Source organism: Pandoraea sputorum, from assembly GCF_000814845.2.
In the GTDB taxonomy this organism is placed as follows: Bacteria; Pseudomonadota; Gammaproteobacteria; order Burkholderiales; family Burkholderiaceae; genus Pandoraea; species Pandoraea sputorum.
The window spans coordinates 1,922,287-1,943,644 of sequence record NZ_CP010431.2; the positions used below are offsets into that span (position 1 = coordinate 1,922,287).

Here is a 21,358-nt window from a genome sequence, read left to right on the forward strand (position 1 = left end):
CATTTACCGCGCGTCGCGGCCCGTCGGCTGCCACGCGCCAGTCTTTGATTTCGCTCCTGCTTCGTGAGTCGCTACCGTCATGAACGACGCTCTCCGCTTGCCCGTCCCCTTCGGCCCTGTCTCGTCGACGGCGCCCTCTCAGGGAGCGCCCGGCGCTCCTATCGAACACATTGTCGATCTTCTGCGCGCGCGTGCCCGGCTTGAGCCGGATCGCGAGGCGCTATGCGCCGTGTCCAGCGACGAGGGCGACGCTCGGGCGCTGACCTGTGCCGCGCTCGATACGCGCGCCCGCGCGGTGGCTGCCGCGCTGCAACGTCTCGCCAAGGGGAAAGAGGGGGCCTACGGCGAGCGCGGATTGCTGCTTATGCCGACGGGATTGGATTACGTCGCGGGCTTCTTCGGCTGCCTATACGCGGGGGCCATTGCCGTGCCGGCGTTTCCGCCGGAGTCGGCGCGTCCGCAGCATCTGGCGCGCGTGCGCTCGATCCTGCACGACGCGCGTGCACGCTTCGTGTTGACCGACCGTCAGCATCGCGACGCCATGCTCGCGTTTGGTGACGCCGTGCCCGAGCTGCGCGGTGTCGAGATCGTGGTGATCGATGAGATTGACGACGCGCTCGCGACCGAGTGGCAGGAGACGACCGTCGCCCCGGGCGATCTGGCGTTCCTGCAATACACGTCGGGCTCGACGTCCACGCCCAAGGGCGTGATGGTCAGCCATGCGAATCTGATGGCTAACGAAGCCGCCATCGTTGCCGGGCTGGGCATGACGCGCGACGACACCATGGTGAGCTGGTTGCCGCTGTATCACGACATGGGGCTGATCGGCGGCTTGCTTTCGCCGATTTATCGTGGGGCGCGTCTGGTGCTCATGTCGCCGCAGTTCTTTCTGGAGCGGCCGGTGCGCTGGCTGCGCGCCATCGACAAATTCGGCGGCACCGTCAGCGGCGGCCCTGATTTCGCGTATCGCTTGTGCGCGCAGCGCATCGACGCGGCCACCATCGGTTCGCTGAACCTGCGTGGGTGGCGGCTGGCATTCTCCGGCTCGGAACCGGTGCGACACGACACGCTGGTCGATTTCTGTGAAGCGTTCGCGCCTGCGGGCTTCGATCCGAAGGCGGTTTATCCCTGCTATGGACTGGCCGAGGCGACACTTTTCGTCACCGGCGGACAGCGTGGCGACGGCATGACGGCGACCGACTTCGACCGCAGCGCACTCGCGCAGCAACGGGCGGAAGCCTCGGGCGATCATAGTGACGACAGTGCAATGCTGGTCGGATGCGGCACAACGCCGCTCGATCACGAAGTGCGTCTGATGACGTGGAACGATTCGCCTGACGTCACGCCGTCGGCGGTTGCGGCGGGCGGCGTGGGCGAGATCTGGGTGAGCGGGCCGAGCGTAGCGCAGGGCTATTGGCGTAACGAGGAGGCGAGTGCGCGGACGTTCGTGCAGGCGGACGGCAAGCGCTGGCTGCGCACGGGCGACCTCGGCTTTGTGCACGACGATCAGGTGTACATCACGGGCCGCTGCAAGGATGTCATCATCGTGCGCGGCCATAACCTGTATCCGCAGGATCTGGAAAAGGCGGTCGAGGCGGATGTCGAACTCGTGCGCAAGGGCCGCGTGACGGCGTTTGCCGTCGACATCGATGGCGAACCTGGCATCGGCATCGCAGCGGAAGTTGGTCGCAGCGTGCAGAAGATGGTGCCGCCGCAGACGCTCGCCGAAGTGATCGCCGTAGCGGTCTCCGACGTTTGCCAGCAAGCCGCGTCGGTGGTCGTGCTGCTCAATCCGGGCGCGTTGCCCAAAACGTCGAGTGGCAAGTTGCAGCGCAGTGCCTGTGCGAAGGGCTGGCGAGACGGCTCGCTCGATGCGTGGGCGACCTGGCAGAACGGTGCGATTCTCGGGGACGACGATGCCAGAGCGTCGTCGAGCGACAAGCCTGATGCGCCGAAGCAGGACGCCACGTTTGAGGCCGTCGCGCAAATCTGGCGTGAGGTGCTGGGGCGCGAGCAGGTCCGTGCCGACGATCATTTCTTCCTGTGCGGCGGCAGTTCGTTGCTCGCCATGCAGGTGCTGGCGCGCGTGCGTGAGCGTCTCGGCGTGAACGCGACGCCAGCATCGCTGTACGAACACGCGCGGCTAGGCGAGTGGGTGCGCGAACTGGCGAAATTCACGCCTTCCTCGAGCGCACAAGCCATTGACGCCGTGCCCGAGATCCTGCCCGCGACACCGCTCGCGCAAACGCCGGACGCCCGCGTTTTCCGTCAATCGTTTGCGCAGTCCCGGCTGTGGTTCGTCCATCGTCTCGATCCGGCGAACAGCGCGGCGTATCACGTCGGTGGGCAGCTGCTCGTGAAGGGACGCTTCGACGCGAACGCGTTCTCTCGCGCGCTCGAAGTGATCACTGCAAGACACGACGCCTTGCGCACGACGTTCGACGAGCGCGATGGCGTCGCCGTCCAGATCGTGCATGCGAAGGCCGACGTGCCGCTCGTGAGCCACGATGTGTCGGGGGACGCGAACCCTGACGCCGCAGCGACTCGTCTGACCGATGCGTTACTCGCACAGCCGTTTGCCCTGGACACGTGCGCGCCGTGGCGCGTTGCGTCGATCCGCCTATCGGTCGAGGCGCACCGAATCGTCTTCGTCCTGCATCATCTGTTGACGGACGCGTGGTCGATGACCTTGCTGGTCGACGAACTGGCACGGGCCTACAGCGGTTTCTCCGATGGCAAGACACCGGTGCTGGCTCCGGTGCCAGTCCAGCCCGGCGATCACGCCCATTGGCAGCATGCCTGCGTCAACGGCGAGGCGCTTGGCCGTCAGCTCGACTGGTGGCAGGCGCGTCTGCCGGAGCCGTCGCCGGTGCTCGCATTGCCGGTCGACCGCACGCGTGGCGCGTTGCGCAGCGGCGCAGGGCAAACGCTCGCGTTCGAATTTCCGGCGGGGCTCACGCGTGACGTACTGACCTTCGCCGCGCAACGTAAAGCGACGCCGTTCATCGTGCTGGCCGCATCGTTCCAATGGCTGCTGCATCGGTACGCGGGCGAGACGGATATCCGCGTGGGCGTGCCGATTGCGCAGCGCGACGTGTCAGGGCTGGAACGCATGCTCGGCTGTCTCGTCAACACGCAGGTGTGGCGCGCACAGATCGACCCGGCAGCCGACTTCGATGGGTTGGTGACGCAGGTGCGCGATGGGGCGCTGGCAGCGCAGGCGCACCGCGAAGCCCCGTTCGAGCGGGTGGTGGAGCGCGTCGCGCCACAGCGCAGCCTCGGACAATCGCCGCTGTTTCAGGTGATGTTGAACCATCATGTGGCGAACGCTGCCGCGTCGCGCGCCGCGACGGGCTGGCCCGCAGGCCTGAGCGTGGTCGCACAGCCGCTGACCGGCGGCGCTCAGTACGACCTTGCGCTCGATATCGACGAGCTTCATGAGGCGACGGCGGGCAAGGGCGCTGATCCGCTCGACGGCGTGACGCTGCGCGCCCGCCTCACTTTCCCGACGGATCTGTTCGACACGCCGACCATCGAGCGCCTTGGTGCGGACTGGTGTGCGGGACTGGCGACGCTGCTCGCGCTCCCGACACAGCCGCTGGCGTCGCTCGACGTTGCGTTTGAAAGCGCGTTGGAGGGCGGGCATCGCATTGCGCACGCCGAAGACGCGTTGCCGTTTCAAAGTGTCCCCTCGCTAATCGACGTGCAGGCGCAGCAACAACCGTCCGCCATCGCGTTGCGGGATGAGGCTGGCACCCTCACGTACGCCGAACTCGTGCGCGCGGCGAACCGCATTGCGCATTGGCTGCTGGCGCAGGGCGTTGCGCCGGAAGCGCGCATCGGACTGGCGATGTCGCGTCAGACCGGCATGATCGCGGGACTGCTCGGCATCATGAAGGCCGGGTGCGCCTTCGTGCCGCTCGATCCGTCCTATCCGGCCGAGCGGCTGGCGCAGATCATCGATGACGCGGGTATTTCGCTGGCGCTCACTGAAGCCTCGCTGGCCGACGCGCTCTGGCTCCCCGTGCGTCGCGCTGTGGTAGCCGATCTCATGGCGGATGCCACGCTGCCCGACCATCCACCAGGGGGCTCGCTGCATCCCGATCAACTGGCTTATCTGATTTACACCTCCGGTTCGACCGGTACCCCGAAAGGCGTGGCGGTGGCGCACGGTCCGCTCGCCATGCACTGTGTGGCGACCGGCGCGCAATACCGTCTCACGCCCGAGGTCTGCGAACTACACGTGCTCTCGATCAACTTCGACGGCGCGCACGAACGATGGATGGCGCCGATGATCTGCGGCGCGTCGTTGTTTATTGCGGACGAACGTCACTGGGCGCCGCAGACGATGGTCGACGCGATGCGTCGTCACGGCGTGACGAATGCCGGGTTCCCGACGGCCTATCTGTGCCGTCTTGCCACGAGCGGGGCGACCGGGGCACCGGCATTGCGTTTGCTGTCGTTCGGTGGTGAAGCAATGGCGTTGCCCGCGCTGCGCGCGGCGCAGGCGATGTTCCGTCCGGCGCAGACGATCAACGGTTATGGTCCGACGGAGACCGTGATGACACCGGTCGCCTGGTCCATCGACGGGGTGCTGGATGCGCAACCGGCTGCACAAATCGCGGGTCAGGCGTATGCGCCGATCGGCGAGCCGGTGGGACGCCGCCGCGCGTGGGTGCTCGATCCGTGGCTCGGCGAAGTGCCGCTCGGCGCGGTGGGCGAACTGTACCTCGGTGGCGAGGGCGTGGCACGTGGGTATTTCGCACGCGCAGCGCTGACGGCCGAGCGCTTCGTGCCGGACCCGCGCGGTGAGCCGGGCGCGCGGATGTATCGCACGGGCGACCGGGTGCGGCGACTGGCCGACGGCACGCTCGTCTACCTCGGCCGTTTCGACCAGCAAGTGAAGGTGCGCGGCTTCCGCATCGAGCCGGGCGAAGTCGAGACGCAATTGCTGCGCGAACCGGGCGTCGACGACGCGCTGGCGGTCGTCGCGGCGGGGCCTGCGGGCGATCAGCTCGTCGCCTACGTCGCAGGCAAGGGACTCGGTGGTGAAGCGCTGCGCGTGGCGCTGTCGCGTCGTCTGCCGGACTATCTGGTGCCGTCGCTCGTGATCGTGCTGGATTCGCTGCCGAAACTCCCCAACGGCAAACGCGACCGGGCGGCGCTGCCTGCGCCCGTATGGGGCAGTGCTGGCGGACAGGCACCGCAGGGCGAGGCGGAGTTTGCGCTGGCGGTCGTCTGGCAGGATCTGCTGCGCGTGCCGTCGGTGAGCCGCGACGACAACTTCTTCGCGCTAGGCGGCGATTCCATCGTCGCGTTGCAGATGGTCGGACGCGCACGTCAGGCGGGTTGGCAATTCGGCGCGCAAGACGTCTTCCGTCACCAGACGCTCGTGCGTCTCGCGGCACAAGCGAGGGCCGTCGGTGAAGGGGACGGCGCGGCGCGCGTGCCCGAACCGCTCGAAGGTGAGGTGCCGCTCACGCCCGTGCAGGCGTGGTTCTTCCGTCAGCCTATCGCGTGCCGCGATCATTGGAACCAGTGGGTCGAAGCGACGTTGCCCGTGGGTACGGACATGACGGCCCTTCGTGAAGCGCTGGCCACCGTCGTGAAGCATCACGATGCGCTCCGGCTGCGGTTCACCGAGCATGACGGCCAATGGCAGGCGCGCTACGTCGCGCCGCATGCCGCCGACGATCTGCTCTGGCACGCGGCGATGTGCGACGACGCGCAACTGGCCGATGCCCTCGCTCAGGCCCAGCGAAGTCTGTCGCTGGCCGACGGCCCGCTGTTGCGCGCACTGCTGGTGCGCACGGAAGCAGGCGAGTTGCGCTGTTTCCTCGTCGCGCACCATCTGGTGATCGACGGCGTGTCGTGGCGCATCCTGCTGGACGATTTGCAAACGGCGCTCGGGAATACGCATGGGGAGCGGGCGGTGCGGACATTGCCCGTCGTCGGCGAATCGATGCGCGCATGGGCGCAGCGCTGGCATGACTGGACGCAAAGCGACGCCGCATCGGCCGCGCTGGAGGTCTGGCAGCGGGCGCTGGCCGGGGCCGTGGAGTCGGTGGACGTTGCCAGGCCAACGAACGCGACGGTGGGGGCGGTGGGCACGGGCGAGATCGAACACACGTGGCCCGCAGACGTCGCCGTGCCGCTCACGCAACTGCGTCGTGTTCGAATGCACGAAGCGCTGAGTGCCGCCGTCGCCCACACGCTGGGCCAGCGTGCAGGGGCGCAGCGTTATGTCGTCCACGTCGAAGGTCATGGACGTGGCGGCCAAGGTGGCGGCCAGGAGCAGGGCGACCTGTCGCGCACGCTCGGCTGGTTCACGGCGGCGTGGCCGCTCGCCATTCTGGTAGGTAGCACCCCCGAAGAAACACTGGCCGCCGCGCGCGAAGCCTGGCGATGCGTGCCGCACGACGGCGCGAGCTATGCCGCGCTGCGTTACCTTGGCACGCCGCAAGCCCGTCAGACGCTCGACGCGCTGCCCGCAGGACACGTCACGGTCAACTTCCTCGGACGTACCGACACGGACGGCATCGTCGACGGGGGCCTGTCGCATGAGCCCGACGTTGCGCCGCCCAACTGGCTGACGCTCGACGTCTGGCAGCGCGACGACACGCTGCGGCTCGTCTGCCGCTACGACCGCGCGCGCTTCACAAGCGACGGCGTTCAGACGCTCGTCGACGAGATCGGTGCGACGCTGCGTGTGCTGGCCGAGACGCTGCCCGGTCACGAACCGGTCGTCGCCGAAGATTTCCCGTACGCGGGCCTCACGCGTGAACAACTCGCGACATTGCCCGCGTCGATGCAACAGATCGAGGCCGTCGTGCCCGCAACATCGATGCAACAAGGCCTGCTGTTCTACTCGCAGCAGCAGGGCACCGCCGATCCGTACTTCTATCAGAAGGGCTTCGTGATCGACGGCGCACTCGATACGAGCGCGTTCGCACAGGCATGGCGGGAGGCGGTCATGCGTCATGCGGCGTTGCGCACGGCCTATGTGAGCGACGTCGGCGAACTGCCGCTGCTGCTTGTGCACGGACCCGAGACAGTGGCTACGGCAATCAATCTGCTGCCGCAGGAAGACTGGTGCGCGTTGAGCGAGACGGAACAACACGCGCGTCTGGACGCTCGTTTCGCGGCCGAGCGCGCCGCCGGATTCTCGTTCGCGCAAGCGAATCGTCCGCGTCTGGCGTTGATTCGTGTCGGCGAGTCGCGCTGGTGGCTGCTGTGGAGCAGTCATCACGTGACGCTCGACGGATGGAGCACCGGCCTGATTCTGAGCGACGTGATGTCGCGCTATGCCTCGCTGGCGAAGGGCGGGGTGTCGACGGATGGCGAGGTGCAGGTGGCGCCCTCGTTTGCCGAGTTTGCCGTGTGGCAACGTGAATTGGACGCCCGCGCATCGCTCGCGCATTGGCGGCATTTGCTGGACGGCGTGGGCGCGCCGACGCCGCTTCCCGCCGCACGTCAGGCACGTCAGGCACGTAGGACCGATGAGACGAGTGGACATGGCGAAACCGCATGGACGCTCGCCCCTTCGCAATGGCAGACGTGGTGCGACGCAGCCCGTCGCGTTGGCGTGACGCCAGGCACGCTGTGTCAGGGCGCATGGGCGCTGCTGCTGGCGCGGCATGCCGGATTGCGCGACGTGGTGTTCGGCGTGACGGCATCGGGCCGCTCTGCGGCCGTGCCGGGCATCGAACGCATGGCGGGTCTGTTCATCAACACGCTGCCGGTGCGGGCGACGCTCGACGCGCGTCGTCCGGTTGCCGACTGGCTGCGCGAACTTCAGACGCAAACGGCGCAGTCGCGTGAGCATGAGCATGTGGCGCTGTCCGCCATCACGCGCGAGGCGCAACGCGACGGCCAAAGCGCGGACGGTGCTCTGTTCGAGAGCATCGTCGTCTTCGAAAACTATCCGCTCGATGCTGCGTTGCTTGCCCAGCGCGACGACGGCCTGCGGCTGTCACTGCTGGAGCGCGGCACGCAGGCGCGCAACAACTATCCGCTGTCGCTGATCGTCGAGCAGCACGACGGCTTGCGTCTCGTGCTGGCGTTCGCACGTGAGCGCTTCGACGCCGCTGCCGTGCAAGCCCTCGGCGAGCACTTCGTGGCGTTGCTCGGCGCGGTGGCGGACAGTCTTGGCACGTCGACCACGCCGTTGGGGCAGATTGGACTGACGAACGCAGTGCCACAGACGGCCGAGAACGTCGTCTGGTCCTCGCACGACTTGCTTAACGACTGGCACGCGCATGTCGCCCGTGACGGCGCGGCGCTGGCCGCCGAAGGCGAGGACGCGAGCTATCGGCGAGACGAACTCGACGCGCTCGCGAATCGCCTGGCGGCAACGTTGCAGGCGCAGGGGATCGGTCCGGAGGATCGTGTCGCCATCTGTGTGCCGCGCAGCGCAGCGCTGGTTGGCGCGATTCTGGGTGCGTGGAAGGCCGGGGCAGCCTACGTGCCGCTCGACCCTGAGCAACCGGCGGTGCGTCTGCAAAAGCTGGTGCGCGCCAGTGGTGCCAAAGCGGTAATCGTCGACGATCGGACACCTGCGATAACGCACCCCTCGCTGATTCGCTGGCGCGACATTGCGCACGCCAGCGTCGACACGAAAGCGCCGTCACCGGTGCGCGTGCATCCGGCGCAGGCGGCTTACGTCATCTACACCTCGGGGTCGACGGGCGAGCCGAAGGGCGTCGTCGTCAGCCGTGGCGCGCTCCATAACTACGTGCAGGCGGTGGCAGCGCGCCTTCGTGAGCGCGGTCTCGATACGGCAGGTGAGACGGGCGGATTCGCGATGGCTTCGACCGTCGCTGCCGATCTTGGTCACACGACGTTGTTCGGCGCATTGGCGCTCGGCCGTGCGCTGTATCTCGTGCCACACGCATGCGCGTTCGATGCGCAGCGCTTCGCCGACTGGTGTGCCGCGCGTCCGATCGATGTGCTCAAGATCGTGCCGGGTCACTTGAACGGCCTGTTCGACGCGGCGGGCGCGGCGGTATTGCCGCGCGCGGTGCTGGTGACAGGCGGCGAATCGTTGGATCCGTCGTTCGTCGCACAAATCCGTGGGGCGCGTCCGGGACTCGCTGTCCTCAACCATTACGGACCGACGGAGACGACTGTCGGGGCACTGACGCATGCTGTCGGTGACATTGCAGAGGTGCCTGTGCCTGTCGGGCGTCCGCTGGCGAACCTGCATGCGCATGTCCTCGATGCTGACCTGAACCCTTTGCCGTCGGGGGTGGCCGGTGAGCTTTATCTGGGCGGCGCGGGTTTGGCCCGGGGGTATCTCGGCGCGCCTGCGCAAACGGCCGAGCGTTTCGTGCCGGACCCGTGGTGCGCAGGCGCACGTCTGTATCGCACCGGTGATCGTGCGGTGCAGCGCACCGACGGTGCCATCGTCTACCTCGGCCGCATGGACGATCAGGTCAAGATCCGCGGCTATCGCGTGGAACCGGCGGAGGTGGCGCAGGCAATGCGTTGCGTGCCCGGCGTGATCGATGCCGTGGTCGTTGCCCGTCACGACGGGCCGGGTGGCGCATGGTTGCACGGTGTCTTTACGGGCGAGGCGGGGCTCGACGTCGTTCGCACTGCGTTGACGCAGGCGCTGCCGTCCGCCTGGATTCCGGCACGATTCGACAGTGTCGACAAGCTGCCACTGACCGCGAATGGGAAGGTGGATCGTCGCGCTTTGCTGGCGTTGACCGAGCGCGTCGATGCCGCGAAGGAAAGCGCGGAAGTGGCGTCGGTGGAATTGCCACATGTCGGCGCGGAAGCCGACATCGCGGCCATCTGGTGTCAGGTCCTCAAACGCGAGCAGGTCGGCCGCCACGAAGCGTTCTTCGACATCGGCGGCGACTCGATTCTGGCGTTGCAGGTGATTGCGCGACTGCGTAAGCGTGGCATCAAGGTCGGGCCACAGCATCTCGCATCGCATCCGACAGTGGCACAACTGGCGACGTTGGCGGCGCCTGCCGAAGCGACGTCTGCGCAAACGCCGTCGGCCGTCAGCGGGCCGACACGTGGCGACGACAATCGCAGTACGTTCCCGCTGTCGTCGTCGCAGATGCGTGTGTGGCTGGAGACGCAGATGGCGCCGCGCGCCGGGGCCTATCACATAGCCGGTGCGTTGCGACTGGATGGGGCGTTGCAAGCCGACGCGCTTGAGCGCGCTTTGCAGACGTTGTCGGACTGGCACGACGTGTTGCGCACGACCGTCGCGGTGAATGCCACCGAGGGCGGCGCCCCCGAGCAACGCGTACATGCCGCGCTGCCGGTCGCGTTCACACGCGACGCCGTCGCCCCCGGGATGTCCGGCGACGCTACCAGCGCGCTTGTGCAAGCGCGTCTCGAGGCGCTGACGCTCGCGCAGTTCGATCTGGCCAACGGGCCGCTCTGGCGCGTCCATCTCATGCAACTGGACGACCAGTCGCACGTGCTGATGCTGGTCATGCATCACCTGATCTCGGACGGCTGGTCGATGAACCTGCTGGTCGCCGATCTGGCGCGTGCCTATCGTTCGCATGCGGGCGGTAGGCAGCCGGTGCGCGACGCGTGGGCTTCACTGCTGCGCTACGGCGATTACGCCGTGTGGCAGCGCGAACAACTGGCCGGTCCCGCGCAAGCCGCACAGCTTGCCTACTGGTGTCAGCAGCTTGGCACGACGCACCCGGAGCTGGCCTTGCCGTTCGACCGCGCGCGCCCCGTCGTTCGCGATGGCGCAGGGGCCAGCGTCGACCTCACGATGCCGCCAGGGTTGCCCGCGCGACTCGACCGTTTCGCGCGCGAGCACGGCGTGACCCGTTTCATGGTGATGGCCGCGGCTTTCCATCTGCTGCTGCATCGCGTCACCGGCGAGGGCGACGTGCGTACGGGGATGCCCGTGGCCGGACGCGCGCACGAGGCCGTCGAAGCGGTGGTGGGATTCTTCGTCAACACGCAGGTGCTGCGCTCGCAAATCGAATCGCCGACGACGTTTGCCACGCTCGTCACGCAGGTGCGAGACCAACTGCTGGGGGCGCAGCAGCATGCCGACGTCCCGTTCGAACGGTTGGTGGAACACCTCGCACCGGTGCGCAGCGTGTCACGGCATCCGTTGTTCCAGGTGTCCATCAATCACCAGAAGCGCGCTTTCGCACCGCTGAGCGATCTGGCCGGTGTGACGATGCAGGCTATCGAGCGGCGTGCACATCATGCGCAGGTCGACCTCGCGCTCGACACGGAAGAGGACGAAGCGGGCGCACTGCGCGGCTGGCTGACGTACGCCTGCGACGTGTTCGACGCACCGACGGTGCGCCGCCTCGGCGAGCAATGGCTGGCGCTGCTGGATGTCGCCATGACACAGGCCACGACACCTGTCGCGCGGCTTGCGATGACGACGGGCGACGCAGCGGGCCAGCGCAACGATAAAGGCCGTACGCGGGTGAGCGTTGCCGTGCCGCTGCCGGTACATGCCGTGATCGACGCGCAGGCCGCAGTTCGGCGTGACGCGATTGCCGTGTGCGACGCCAACACTCGCGTCTCATACAGCGAACTCGTCACCCGGGCAAACCGCGTTGCCCATGCACTCATTCGCGCGGGCGTCGCGCCCGAGGCGCGTGTCGGGCTGGCCATGTCGCGCAGCACGGACCTGATCGTTGCGATGCTGGGCATTCTCAAGGCGGGCGCGGCGTACGTGCCGCTCGATCCGGCGTATCCGGCTGAGCGCCTGAGCTTCATGGTGGAAGACGCCGGGGTGACGCATGCGATCACGCAGGCGTCGCTGGCCGGGGCGTCGTGGTTGCCGGGTGAGGCAATAACCTTCGAATCGATGCTCGCCGACGCCTCGCTGCCGGAGCACGCCCCGATGCGCGACGTTCACGTCGATCAACTGGCTTACGTGATCTACACGTCCGGCTCGACGGGGCGTCCGAAGGGCGCGCAACTGACGCATCGCAACCTGATGCGGTTGCTCACGGGGACATCGCAGGACTTCGCCTTCGATGCGAACGACGTCTGGACGATGTTCCATTCGTACGCCTTCGATTTCTCGGTCTGGGAAATCTTCGGTGCGCTCGCGCATGGTGCGCGGCTCGTGGTCGTGTCGCAGGACACGACGCGCGATCCGGCGGCGATGTGGAAACTCGTCGCCAGCGAAGGCGTGACGGTGCTCAACCAGACACCCTCGGCGTTCTATCAATGGCTTGGAGCAATGCCGTCGGACGCTATGTCGACGACGCTGCGCCACATCGTCTTCGGCGGCGAAGCGCTCACGCCCGCGCGACTCGCTGCGTGGTGGCAGCGGTTTGGTGAAGCGACGCGTCTGACCAATATGTACGGCATCACCGAGACGACGGTGCACGTCAGTCAGCACGTGCTGCATCGGGGCGACACGGCGGGTTCACCCATCGGTGAGCCGATTGCCGACCTCGACTGGCGCGTACTGGACGCAGGTCTGAACGAAGTGCCGCCGGGCGTCGCAGGCGATCTGTACGTGTGCGGCGACGGACTGGCGCGTGGGTATCTGGGGCAGGCGGGCCTCACGGCCGAGCGCTTCGTGCCGGACCCGAAGGGCGCACCGGGCGAGCGCATGTATCGCAGCGGCGACCGTGCGCGTCGACTGGCGGACGGCACCCTCGACTACCTCGGCCGGGGCGATGCACAGGTCAAGCTGCGAGGCTTCCGCATCGAGCTGGGCGAAATCGAGTCGCAACTGCTGCGTCACGAAGACGTGACGGACGCCGCCGTCCTCGTGCGGGACGACGGCGCGGGCGAGCAACTGGTGGCGTACGTGGTGTTGTCGCCGGAGCGTATCGCCGACGTCGATACCGCAGCGTTGTGGTCGCGTCTGCGCGCCCATCTGGGCGGTGCGTTGCCCGCTTACATGGTGCCGGGCCAGTGGCTACGTCTGGACGCCTTGCCGCTGACCCCGAACGGCAAGCTCGACCGGCGCGCGTTGCCGGTGCCTGAAGCCGCTGGTGCGGCGCAGTTCGAGGCACCGCGCGACGGCAACGAAGCGCGCATCGCTTCGATCTGGCAGGAAGTGCTGGGCGTGCCGCGCGTGGGGCGTCACGACGACTTCTTCGCGCTTGGCGGTCACTCGCTGCTGGCAACGCAAGTGGCGTCACGGCTGCGCGATGCATTGTCGCTCGACGTACCGCTGCGCACCCTCTTCGAAGCGAGCCGATTGACGGCGTTGGCGCAAGCCCTCGACGCGATGACCGGCGCGTCACCCGCCAGCCCGGCGCTCGCCGACGACGACTTGCAAGCCGCCCTGCGCGAAATGGAATCCCTTTCTCCCGATGCGCTGCAAGCGCTGCTCGGGCCGGACGCAACTCATGGCGCAATTCATGGGCAATCTAAGCATGGCTGATACGAAAGACGACATTCAAACGACGCTCGCCCGTCTGGCCCCGGCGCAACGGCAGGCGATGATCGCGTTGCTCGAACGCAAGGGCGTCGACGTGCGCGAGCACTTGCCGCTCGACGGCTGGGTGTCCCGGGCACCGGGGGAGGACGTCGAGCGCGTCGCGGCCTCGTTCGCGCAGCAGCGCATGTGGACGCTGTTGCAACTGGACGAGCGCCACGATACGTATCACATCACCGGCGCGGTGCAGCTCGATGGCGATCTGAATACCGCCGCGCTGGCGCAAGCCTTCGCCGCTGCCGTGGCACGTCACGCAGCGCTGCGTACGACGTTCGACGTGGCGCACGGCAAGCTTATGCAGCACGTGCATGCGCGCGTCGATGTGCCGCTGGACATCGTGTCGCTGGCCGCAGGGGCTACCGAGACCGACGTTCGCGACGCGGTGGCGGACGTCAGTCGCCGCGCCTTCGACCTGGCGCTGGGCCCGCTCGTGCGCACGACATTGCTGCGCGTGGCGCCTTCTCGTCATGTGCTGGTGCTGACAATGCATCACCTGATCTCCGACGGTGGCTCGCTCGACGTGCTTATCGGCGAGATCGCCCGAGACTACGCCGTCGTGCGCAACGGACAGTCGCCCGCGACGCAGACGACCGGCCCCACCTACGCCGACTACGCCATCTGGCAACGATTGCGGCTGGGCGGCGAAGCGCTGGCCGGGCAACTGGACTACTGGGCGACGCAGCTTGCCGATGCCGACGACTTGCTGGCGTTACCGCTCGACCGTCATCGCCCGGCGCAGCGCGATGCCCAAGGCGGACGCGTTGCGTTCACGCTGCCAGCCCCTCTGGCGGAGTGCGTTCGCGCCCTGGCGCGCGACGCCCGCACCACGCCCTTCGCTGTCTTGCTGGCGTCGTTTCAAGCGCTGCTGGCCCGCTACGCGGCGGATGAGAGCGACGAAGACGCGGATGCCACGACTGTCGACGTGCGTGTCGGTGTGCCGGTGAGTCATCGCAGCCGCACCGCGCTGGAGCGTGTGGTCGGGTGTTTCGTCAACACCGTGGTCGTGCGTGCGCGCGTCGATCTGTCGGCGGGTTTCGACGTCTTGCTCGCGCACGTGCGCGACACGCTGCTCGATGCACAGCGTCACGCGGACGTGCCGTTCGAACAGGTCGTCGAGCGCCTTGCACCCGCGCGCAGTCTTAGCCATAGCCCGTTGTTTCAGGTGATGGTGAACCATCAGCGGCGTCATGCGGCGTCGGCGTTGCAGTTGCCGGGCGTCACCGCGACGGTGCTCGACGGCGAGACCTCGCAGGCAAAGTTCGATCTCGATCTGGGCATCGTGGAGTCGCCGGACGGCACACTTGGCGGCGGGCTGGGCTACGCCTGCGACGTCATCTCGTCGAAAACGGCGCAGCGTATCTGCGCGCACTGGCAGACATTGCTCACCGCGCTCCTCGCGCGCTCGGCAACGCCCTTGCAAGACCTGCCGCTTGCCGATACAGACGAGCTGGCCGCCATCCGCCGCTGGGGCAGTCCTGCGGACGATGCTGGCGTCATAGCGAACGACACGCGCCTGCTGCCGGACATGATTGCGGACCACGCGGCACGTCGCCCGGACGCGGTCGCTGTCGAATGCGATGACGATGCGCTGACCTACGGCGAACTGCTGCGTCGCGCGGACGTGCTCGCGGCGCGCTTGCTCACGAATGGACTGACGCCGGAGACGCGCGTCGGGGTGTGGTTGCCACGCTCGACGAACGTGTTCGTTGCAATGGTTGCGGTGCTGCGCGCAGGCGGGGCCTATGTTCCGCTGGACGTTGAGCATCCTGTCGAGCGCGTCGCCGAGTTATGCGCCGATGCGGGAATTGCGCTGGTGATCACCGACGAGCAAGGGCTCGCACGCGTGCCGTCGGGCGTGGCAGCGCTGGACATTGCCGAGGCCGACTCGGTTGCTACGACCGCCGTGTTGCCTGAACTGCATCCCGCGCAACTGGCCTATGTGATCTTCACGTCCGGCTCGACGGGGCAGCCGAAGGGCGTCGCCGTCTCGCACGGACCGATCGCGATGCATTGCCGCGCCATCGCCAGGCTGTTCGGCATGACGCCGGACTTCCGCGAACTGCATGTGGCGTCGCTCTCGTTCGACGGCGCGCATGAGCGCTGGCTGACGCTGCTGTCGCAGGGCGCGTGCGTGGTGCTGCGCGGCCCGGGTCAATGGACGCCGGAGGAGATCTGCGAGCAGATCGTGCGCCGTCGCGTGACCAACGCCGGGCTACCGACGGCGCTATTGCGTCACGTGGCGCAATGGGTGGAAGCGCATCCGGACGCCGTGCCGCCGGGACTCATCTACTCGTGCGGCGGCGAGGCGCTGTCTCGCGACACGCTGGCGCTCGTCATGCGCACGCTGCAACCGGCGCGGCTGCTCAACGGTTACGGGCCGACGGAGACGGTCGTTACGCCCGTGAACTGGACGGTCCACGCGGGCATGCAGAGCCCGACGCCGTACGCGCCTATCGGCTCGCTCGTCGGCGAGCGTCGGGCGTATGTGCTGGACAAGCGTCTTCAGCCGGTGCCGGTCGGCGTGTCGGGTGAGCTGTATCTCGGCGGTGAAGGCGTGGCGCGCGGGTATCTGGCGCGTCCCGGCCAGAGCGCCGAGCGGTTCGTACCGGACCCGTGGGGCAGACCCGGCACGCGGATGTATCGCACCGGCGACCGTGTCCGCTGGCTGGACGACGGCACGCTGGAGTACCTTGGCCGCCGCGATCAGCAACTCAAGGTGCGCGGTTTTCGCATCGAACCGGGCGAGGTCGAGGCGCAATTGCTGGCGGAGGCGGGCGTGCGCGAAGCCGTCGTCGGCACGGCGCAGGGACCGGCAGGGGTGCAACTCGTGGCGCACGTGAGCGCGACGCCACCGGGCGGTGTCGACGCGACGGGCTTTGGCGAACAGTTGCGACAAGCGCTCGCCGCGCGTCTGCCCGCGTATCTCGTGCCTGCGCAGATTCTGGTGCTCGACGCGCTGCCCAAGCTCGTCAACGGCAAGCTCGATCGCAAGCGTTTGCCCGAGCCGGTGTGGCAGAGCGCGAGCGCGCAAGCGCCGCGCGCCGGAGTCGAAGCGGATATCGCGGCAATCTGGACACAATTGCTCGGGGCGGCGCAAGTCGGCCGGGGCGACAACTTCTTCTCGCTCGGGGGCGACTCGATCATCGCCTTGCAACTGGTGAGCCGGGCCCGCGAGGCGAACTGGCGCATCACGGTGCGCGACGTGTTCCGCCATCAGACGCTCGCAGCGCTGGCCGCTGTGGCGACGCCCGCGCAGACGATTGCGGGTGCCGTAGCGCAGACTGCCGCTGGCGAAGCGAGCGAGATCCCCTTGCTGCCGATCCAGTCGTGGTTCTTCAGCGAGCCGATCCCTCAGCGTGACCATTGGAATCAGTGGGTGCAAGTGGACGTGCGCGACGCGGGACGTCCGCTCGATGACGGCATACTGCGCGAGGCGTTGCAGGCGGTCGCCGCGCATCACGAAGCACTGCAAATGCGCTACGTCCAAAGCGGTGACGGCTGGCAACAACAACGCGCGTCGTCCGACGCTTTGCTCGTCGCACTGGATGTCGTGGACGCCGCCGACGAAGCGCAGGCGCTAGCCGCTGCCGAGCGTGCACAGCGCGGTCTGTCACTGGCAAACGGTCCGTTGCTGCGCGTGGTGCTCGTCAATCTGACGGGGGGACGTCAGCGTCTGCTACTCGTCTGCCATCACATTGTCGTGGACGGTGTGTCGTGGCGCGTGTTGCTGGGCGATTTGCAGCGAGCGCTCGCCCAGTGCGAAGCGGGGCAGCCTGTCGCACTGGCGGACAACGGCACCTCGTACGGCGCCTGGGCGACTTACTGGCGCGATTGGGCGACGTCGTCCGAGGCTGAGCAGGAAGCGACTTTCTGGACGAACGCACTTCAGGGCGCGCACAACACGTTGCCCGTCGACGCCACACCTGCCGAGGGCGACCGTCAGGCGGATGCGGCAGAAGTCACCGTGGCGCTCGACGCGTCAGCCACCCGCCGGTTGCTTGACGCCGCGAACGACCGCGCACGTATCCACGAACTGCTCGTCGCTGCACTCGCGCAGGCTGTCGGGGAGTGGAGCGGGGCGGGGCGTGTGGCCGTATGCGTCGAAGGCCACGGCCGCGAGGTCACAGAGGGCATGCCGGGCACGGAAGCCTTCGATCTGACCCGCACGCTCGGCTGGTTCACATCGGTCTATCCGCTGGCGGTCGACGTTTCGGTGTCGCCGCGCGAAACGCTGTTCGCGCTCAAGCGGATGTGGCGGGCTGTGCCACGTGCCGGGTTGGGATTCGGTGCGTTGCGGTATCACGGCAGTGACGAAGTGCGCGAAGCGATGGCCGCGTTGCCGCAGGGTCGCGTCACGTTCAACTACCTCGGCCGCGTCGACGCGGGCTTCGGCGAAGGGCGATTCGCGCCGAGCGACGCCCCGGCAGGGGCTGCCCGCGACGCCTGTGCACCGCTGGGCAACTGGTTGTCCGTCGACGGGGCGATTGCCGACGGCTGCCTGCGTCTGTACTGGCGATTCTCGCGTCAGCGCTTCCACGAGGCCACGATTGCCGCTGTGGCCGCGCGCATGCAAGCGGCGCTGGGCGCGCTCGTCACGGCCAGCGCAGACGCACAGGTCACAAGCGCGGCCGACTTCCCGCTGGCGGGCCTGACCGAAGCCGCGCTGGCCGCGTTGCCAGTGCCCGCTGCCGATCTCGAAGACGCTTACCCACTTTCCCCAATGCAGCAGGGGATGGTGTTTCATGCGCGTCTTGCGCCGGACAGCGCGTCGTACATCAATCAGCTTCAGATCCGTCTCGAAGGATTGCAGGCCGACGCCTTTGCCGCGGCGTGGCAGGCCGCCGTCAAACGTCATGCGATCCTGCGCACGAGCTTCGTGTGGCGAGACGGCGCGCCGCCGCTGCAACTGGTGCATCGCGAGGTGCCGCAAGCGTTGCGGCTGCTCGACTGGCGCGAGCGGGTGGCCCAGCAGGGCGCGGGCGTGCTGACGGAACTGGCGCTGGAAGAACGCGCACAGGGCTTCGACCTTGCCGTCGCGCCGTTGCAGCGTGTGGCGCTCGTGCGTGTGGACGACGACGCGTGGCAACTGATCTGGACGCTGCATCACGTACTGCTCGATGGCTGGAGTAGCGCACAGTTGATCGGAGAGATCCTTCAGGCGTATCTCTGCGGCACGCCCGAGTTGGCGGGCACCGCGCCGCGCTTTCGCGACTACATCGCGTGGCTTGAGCAGCATGCGCCGCAGGACGGCGAGTCGTTCTGGCGCGAGCGGCTGGCCGCCTTCGAATCGCCCACGCAATTGCATGAGACGGTGCTGCGCACGACGGCCCCGACGCAAGGCCACGGCGAGCGCACGTTCCGGGTCGACGCGACGAGCGCACAGGCGTGGCAGCGCGCCGCGCGCAGTCGCCGTCTGACCGTCAACACGCTGGTGCAAGGTGCGTGGACGCTGCTGCTCCAGCGCTACACGGGCAAGCGCGACGTGTGCTTCGGCGTGACCGTCTCCGGTCGTCCGGCAGAACTGCCGGGGGCCGAACGCATGATGGGGCTCTTCATCAACACGCTGCCGGTGGTTCAGGGCCCGTCGCCTTCGGAAGAACTCGACGGCTGGCTGCACCGTTTGCAGGAAGACAACCTGGCGTTACGCGAGGCCGAGAGCACACCGCTCTACGACATTCAGCGCTGGGTTGGCTGGCCGGGGCAGGCACTGTTCGACTCGCTGATCGTCTTCGAGAACTATCCGGTGGATCGCGCGCTTCGGGCGCAGGGCGCACAGGCGCTGCGCTTCGGCGGCATCGTGAACGTGGAGACCACGCACTACCCGCTCACGATCGGCATCGCGTCGGGCGAGACCATCGATGTGCGCATGAGCTATGACCGTCAGCATTTCGATGACGGTGCGGTGGAGCGCTTGTGGACGCAATTGCACGACCTGCTGGCGCAGTTGTGCGCGCCGCAGACGGCGGGTGCTCCGCGTGCTGTACGTGTTGCGGACGTCGTCTTGCACGATACCGACGCCGTATGGCCGACGCAGCGCGGGCCACGCCGAACGTTCGATGTCACGACGACCGTCGACCGGACGATTGCGGCCTTCGCGACGTCGCAACCGGAAGCCATCGCCGTCACCGATGGCGAGCACTCGCTGACCTATGCGGAGCTCGACGCGCAGGCAAACCGTGTGGCGCACGCGCTACTGCGTCGGGGTGTGACGGCTGAGGATCGTGTCGGCATTGCGCTGACGCGTCGCGTCGAACTGATCGTCGCCATTCTCGGCGTGCTCAAGGCGGGCGCGGCCTACGTGCCGCTCGACCCCGCGTATCCGGACGAACGCCTCGGCTACGTCGTGCAGGACGCCGACATCAAGGTGGTGGTGACGGACGCCGCGCTCGGCGCACCCGTGTGGCTGCCGACGGACAGCGTGAGCATCGATGCGCTGTCGCGCGACGCGACGCTGCCGAGCACGTCGCCCGAAGTGCGTATTCACGTCGACCAACTGGCGTACGTGATTTACACCTCAGGCTCGACGGGCAGACCGAAGGGCGTACAGGTCGCGCATCGCCAGTTGATGCGTCTGCTGCAATCGACGCAGGAATGGTTCGGTTTCGGTCCGGACGACGTCTGGACGATGTTCCACTCGTATGCGTTCGACGTGTCGGTGTGGGAAATCTTCGGTGCGCTGTCTCATGGCGGGCGGCTGGTCGTCGTGCCGTATTACACGAGCCGCGAACCGCAGGCGCTGTGGGCGATGATCGAGCAGCAACGGGTGACGGTGCTGTGTCAGACGCCGTCCGCCTTCTATCAGATTCTTGCGGCGCTGCCGCCGGACGCTTCGCAGACCCCATTGCGCCACATCGTGCTGGCGGGCGAAGCGCTCACACCGCGCAGACTCGCGCCGTGGTGGTCGCACTTCGGCACGCAAACCCGCGTCATCAACATGTACGGGCCGACGGAGACGACCGTCTATGTGAGCTATGGCGTCGTGACACCGGAGGCGGCTGAGGCAGGCATCGGTCAGTCGCCGATTGGCGAGGCGTTGCCGGATATCGGCTGGCGCGTGCTCGACGCGTCGCTCGCCGAGGTGCCGATGGGGGTGCCGGGCGATCTGTACGTCGGTGGCGATGGGTTGGCGCGCGGCTATCTTGGGCGTCCGGCGTTGAGCGCCGAGCGCTTCGTCCCCGATCCGTGGGGGCCTGCCGGTGCGCGTATGTATCAGACGGGCGACCGCGTGCAGCGTCTGCCGGACGGCACGCTCGATTATCTCGGGCGCGGCGATCAGCAGGTCAAGCTGCGGGGCTTTCGCATCGAGCCGGGCGAGATCGAGGCGCAGTTGCTGGCGCACGCGGAAGTCAGCGATGCCACCGTGCTGGTGCGAGGCGAGGGCGCCGACGAGCAACTGGTGGCTTACGTCGTCGCCAGTGCCGAAGACGAGGGACTTTGGGAGCGCCTGCGCGAGCATCTCGCCACGCGCGTGCCGGTGTTCATGCTACCGGGCCAGTGGTTGCGTCTGGACGCGTTGCCGCTCACACCGAACGGCAAGCTCGATCGTCGTGCATTGCCCGCGCCGCAGGCGGCTGCCGCGCGATTTGTCCCGCCAGAGGCCGGTGTGGAGACGGACGTCGCGCAGGTCTGGCAGTCGGTACTCGGCGTCGAGCGCGTGGGGCGTCACGACAACTTCTTCGCGCTGGGCGGCCACTCGCTGCTGGCGACGCAGATGGTGGCGCGCCTGCAAGCGGCGTCTGGGCGTCCGGTGGCGTTGCGTCAGTTGTTCGAAACGCCGGTGCTGTCGGACTTCTGCGCTGTGTGGGCGGCCGAAGCGCCCGCAGCGCTCGATGCGCAGACGCGAAACGCGCTGGACGATCTGCTCGGCGATCTGGAGGCCGATGCGGCTTGATGTGCTACGGCCTCGCATCGCGCATGATCGCTTGCCGATTCATGCGTAACGCGAGG

At 67.6% G+C, this 21,358-nt stretch carries 2 protein-coding genes; both read left to right on the forward strand.

What is annotated here, in order from left to right:
* The first annotated feature begins 79 nt into the window (after positions 1 to 79).
* Complete coding sequence (gene panI / locus NA29_RS08575; RefSeq protein WP_039397493.1) at positions 80 to 13,357, forward strand: pandorabactin non-ribosomal peptide synthetase PanI; 13,278 nt, start codon at positions 80 to 82, stop codon at positions 13,355 to 13,357.
* Positions 13,287 to 21,302, forward strand: coding sequence for a pandorabactin non-ribosomal peptide synthetase PanJ (gene panJ / locus NA29_RS08580; RefSeq protein WP_052252676.1), 8,016 nt, complete (start codon positions 13,287 to 13,289; stop codon positions 21,300 to 21,302). Before panI ends, panJ begins: the two co-directional genes overlap by 71 nt.
* The last annotated feature ends 56 nt before the right edge of the window (positions 21,303 to 21,358 follow it).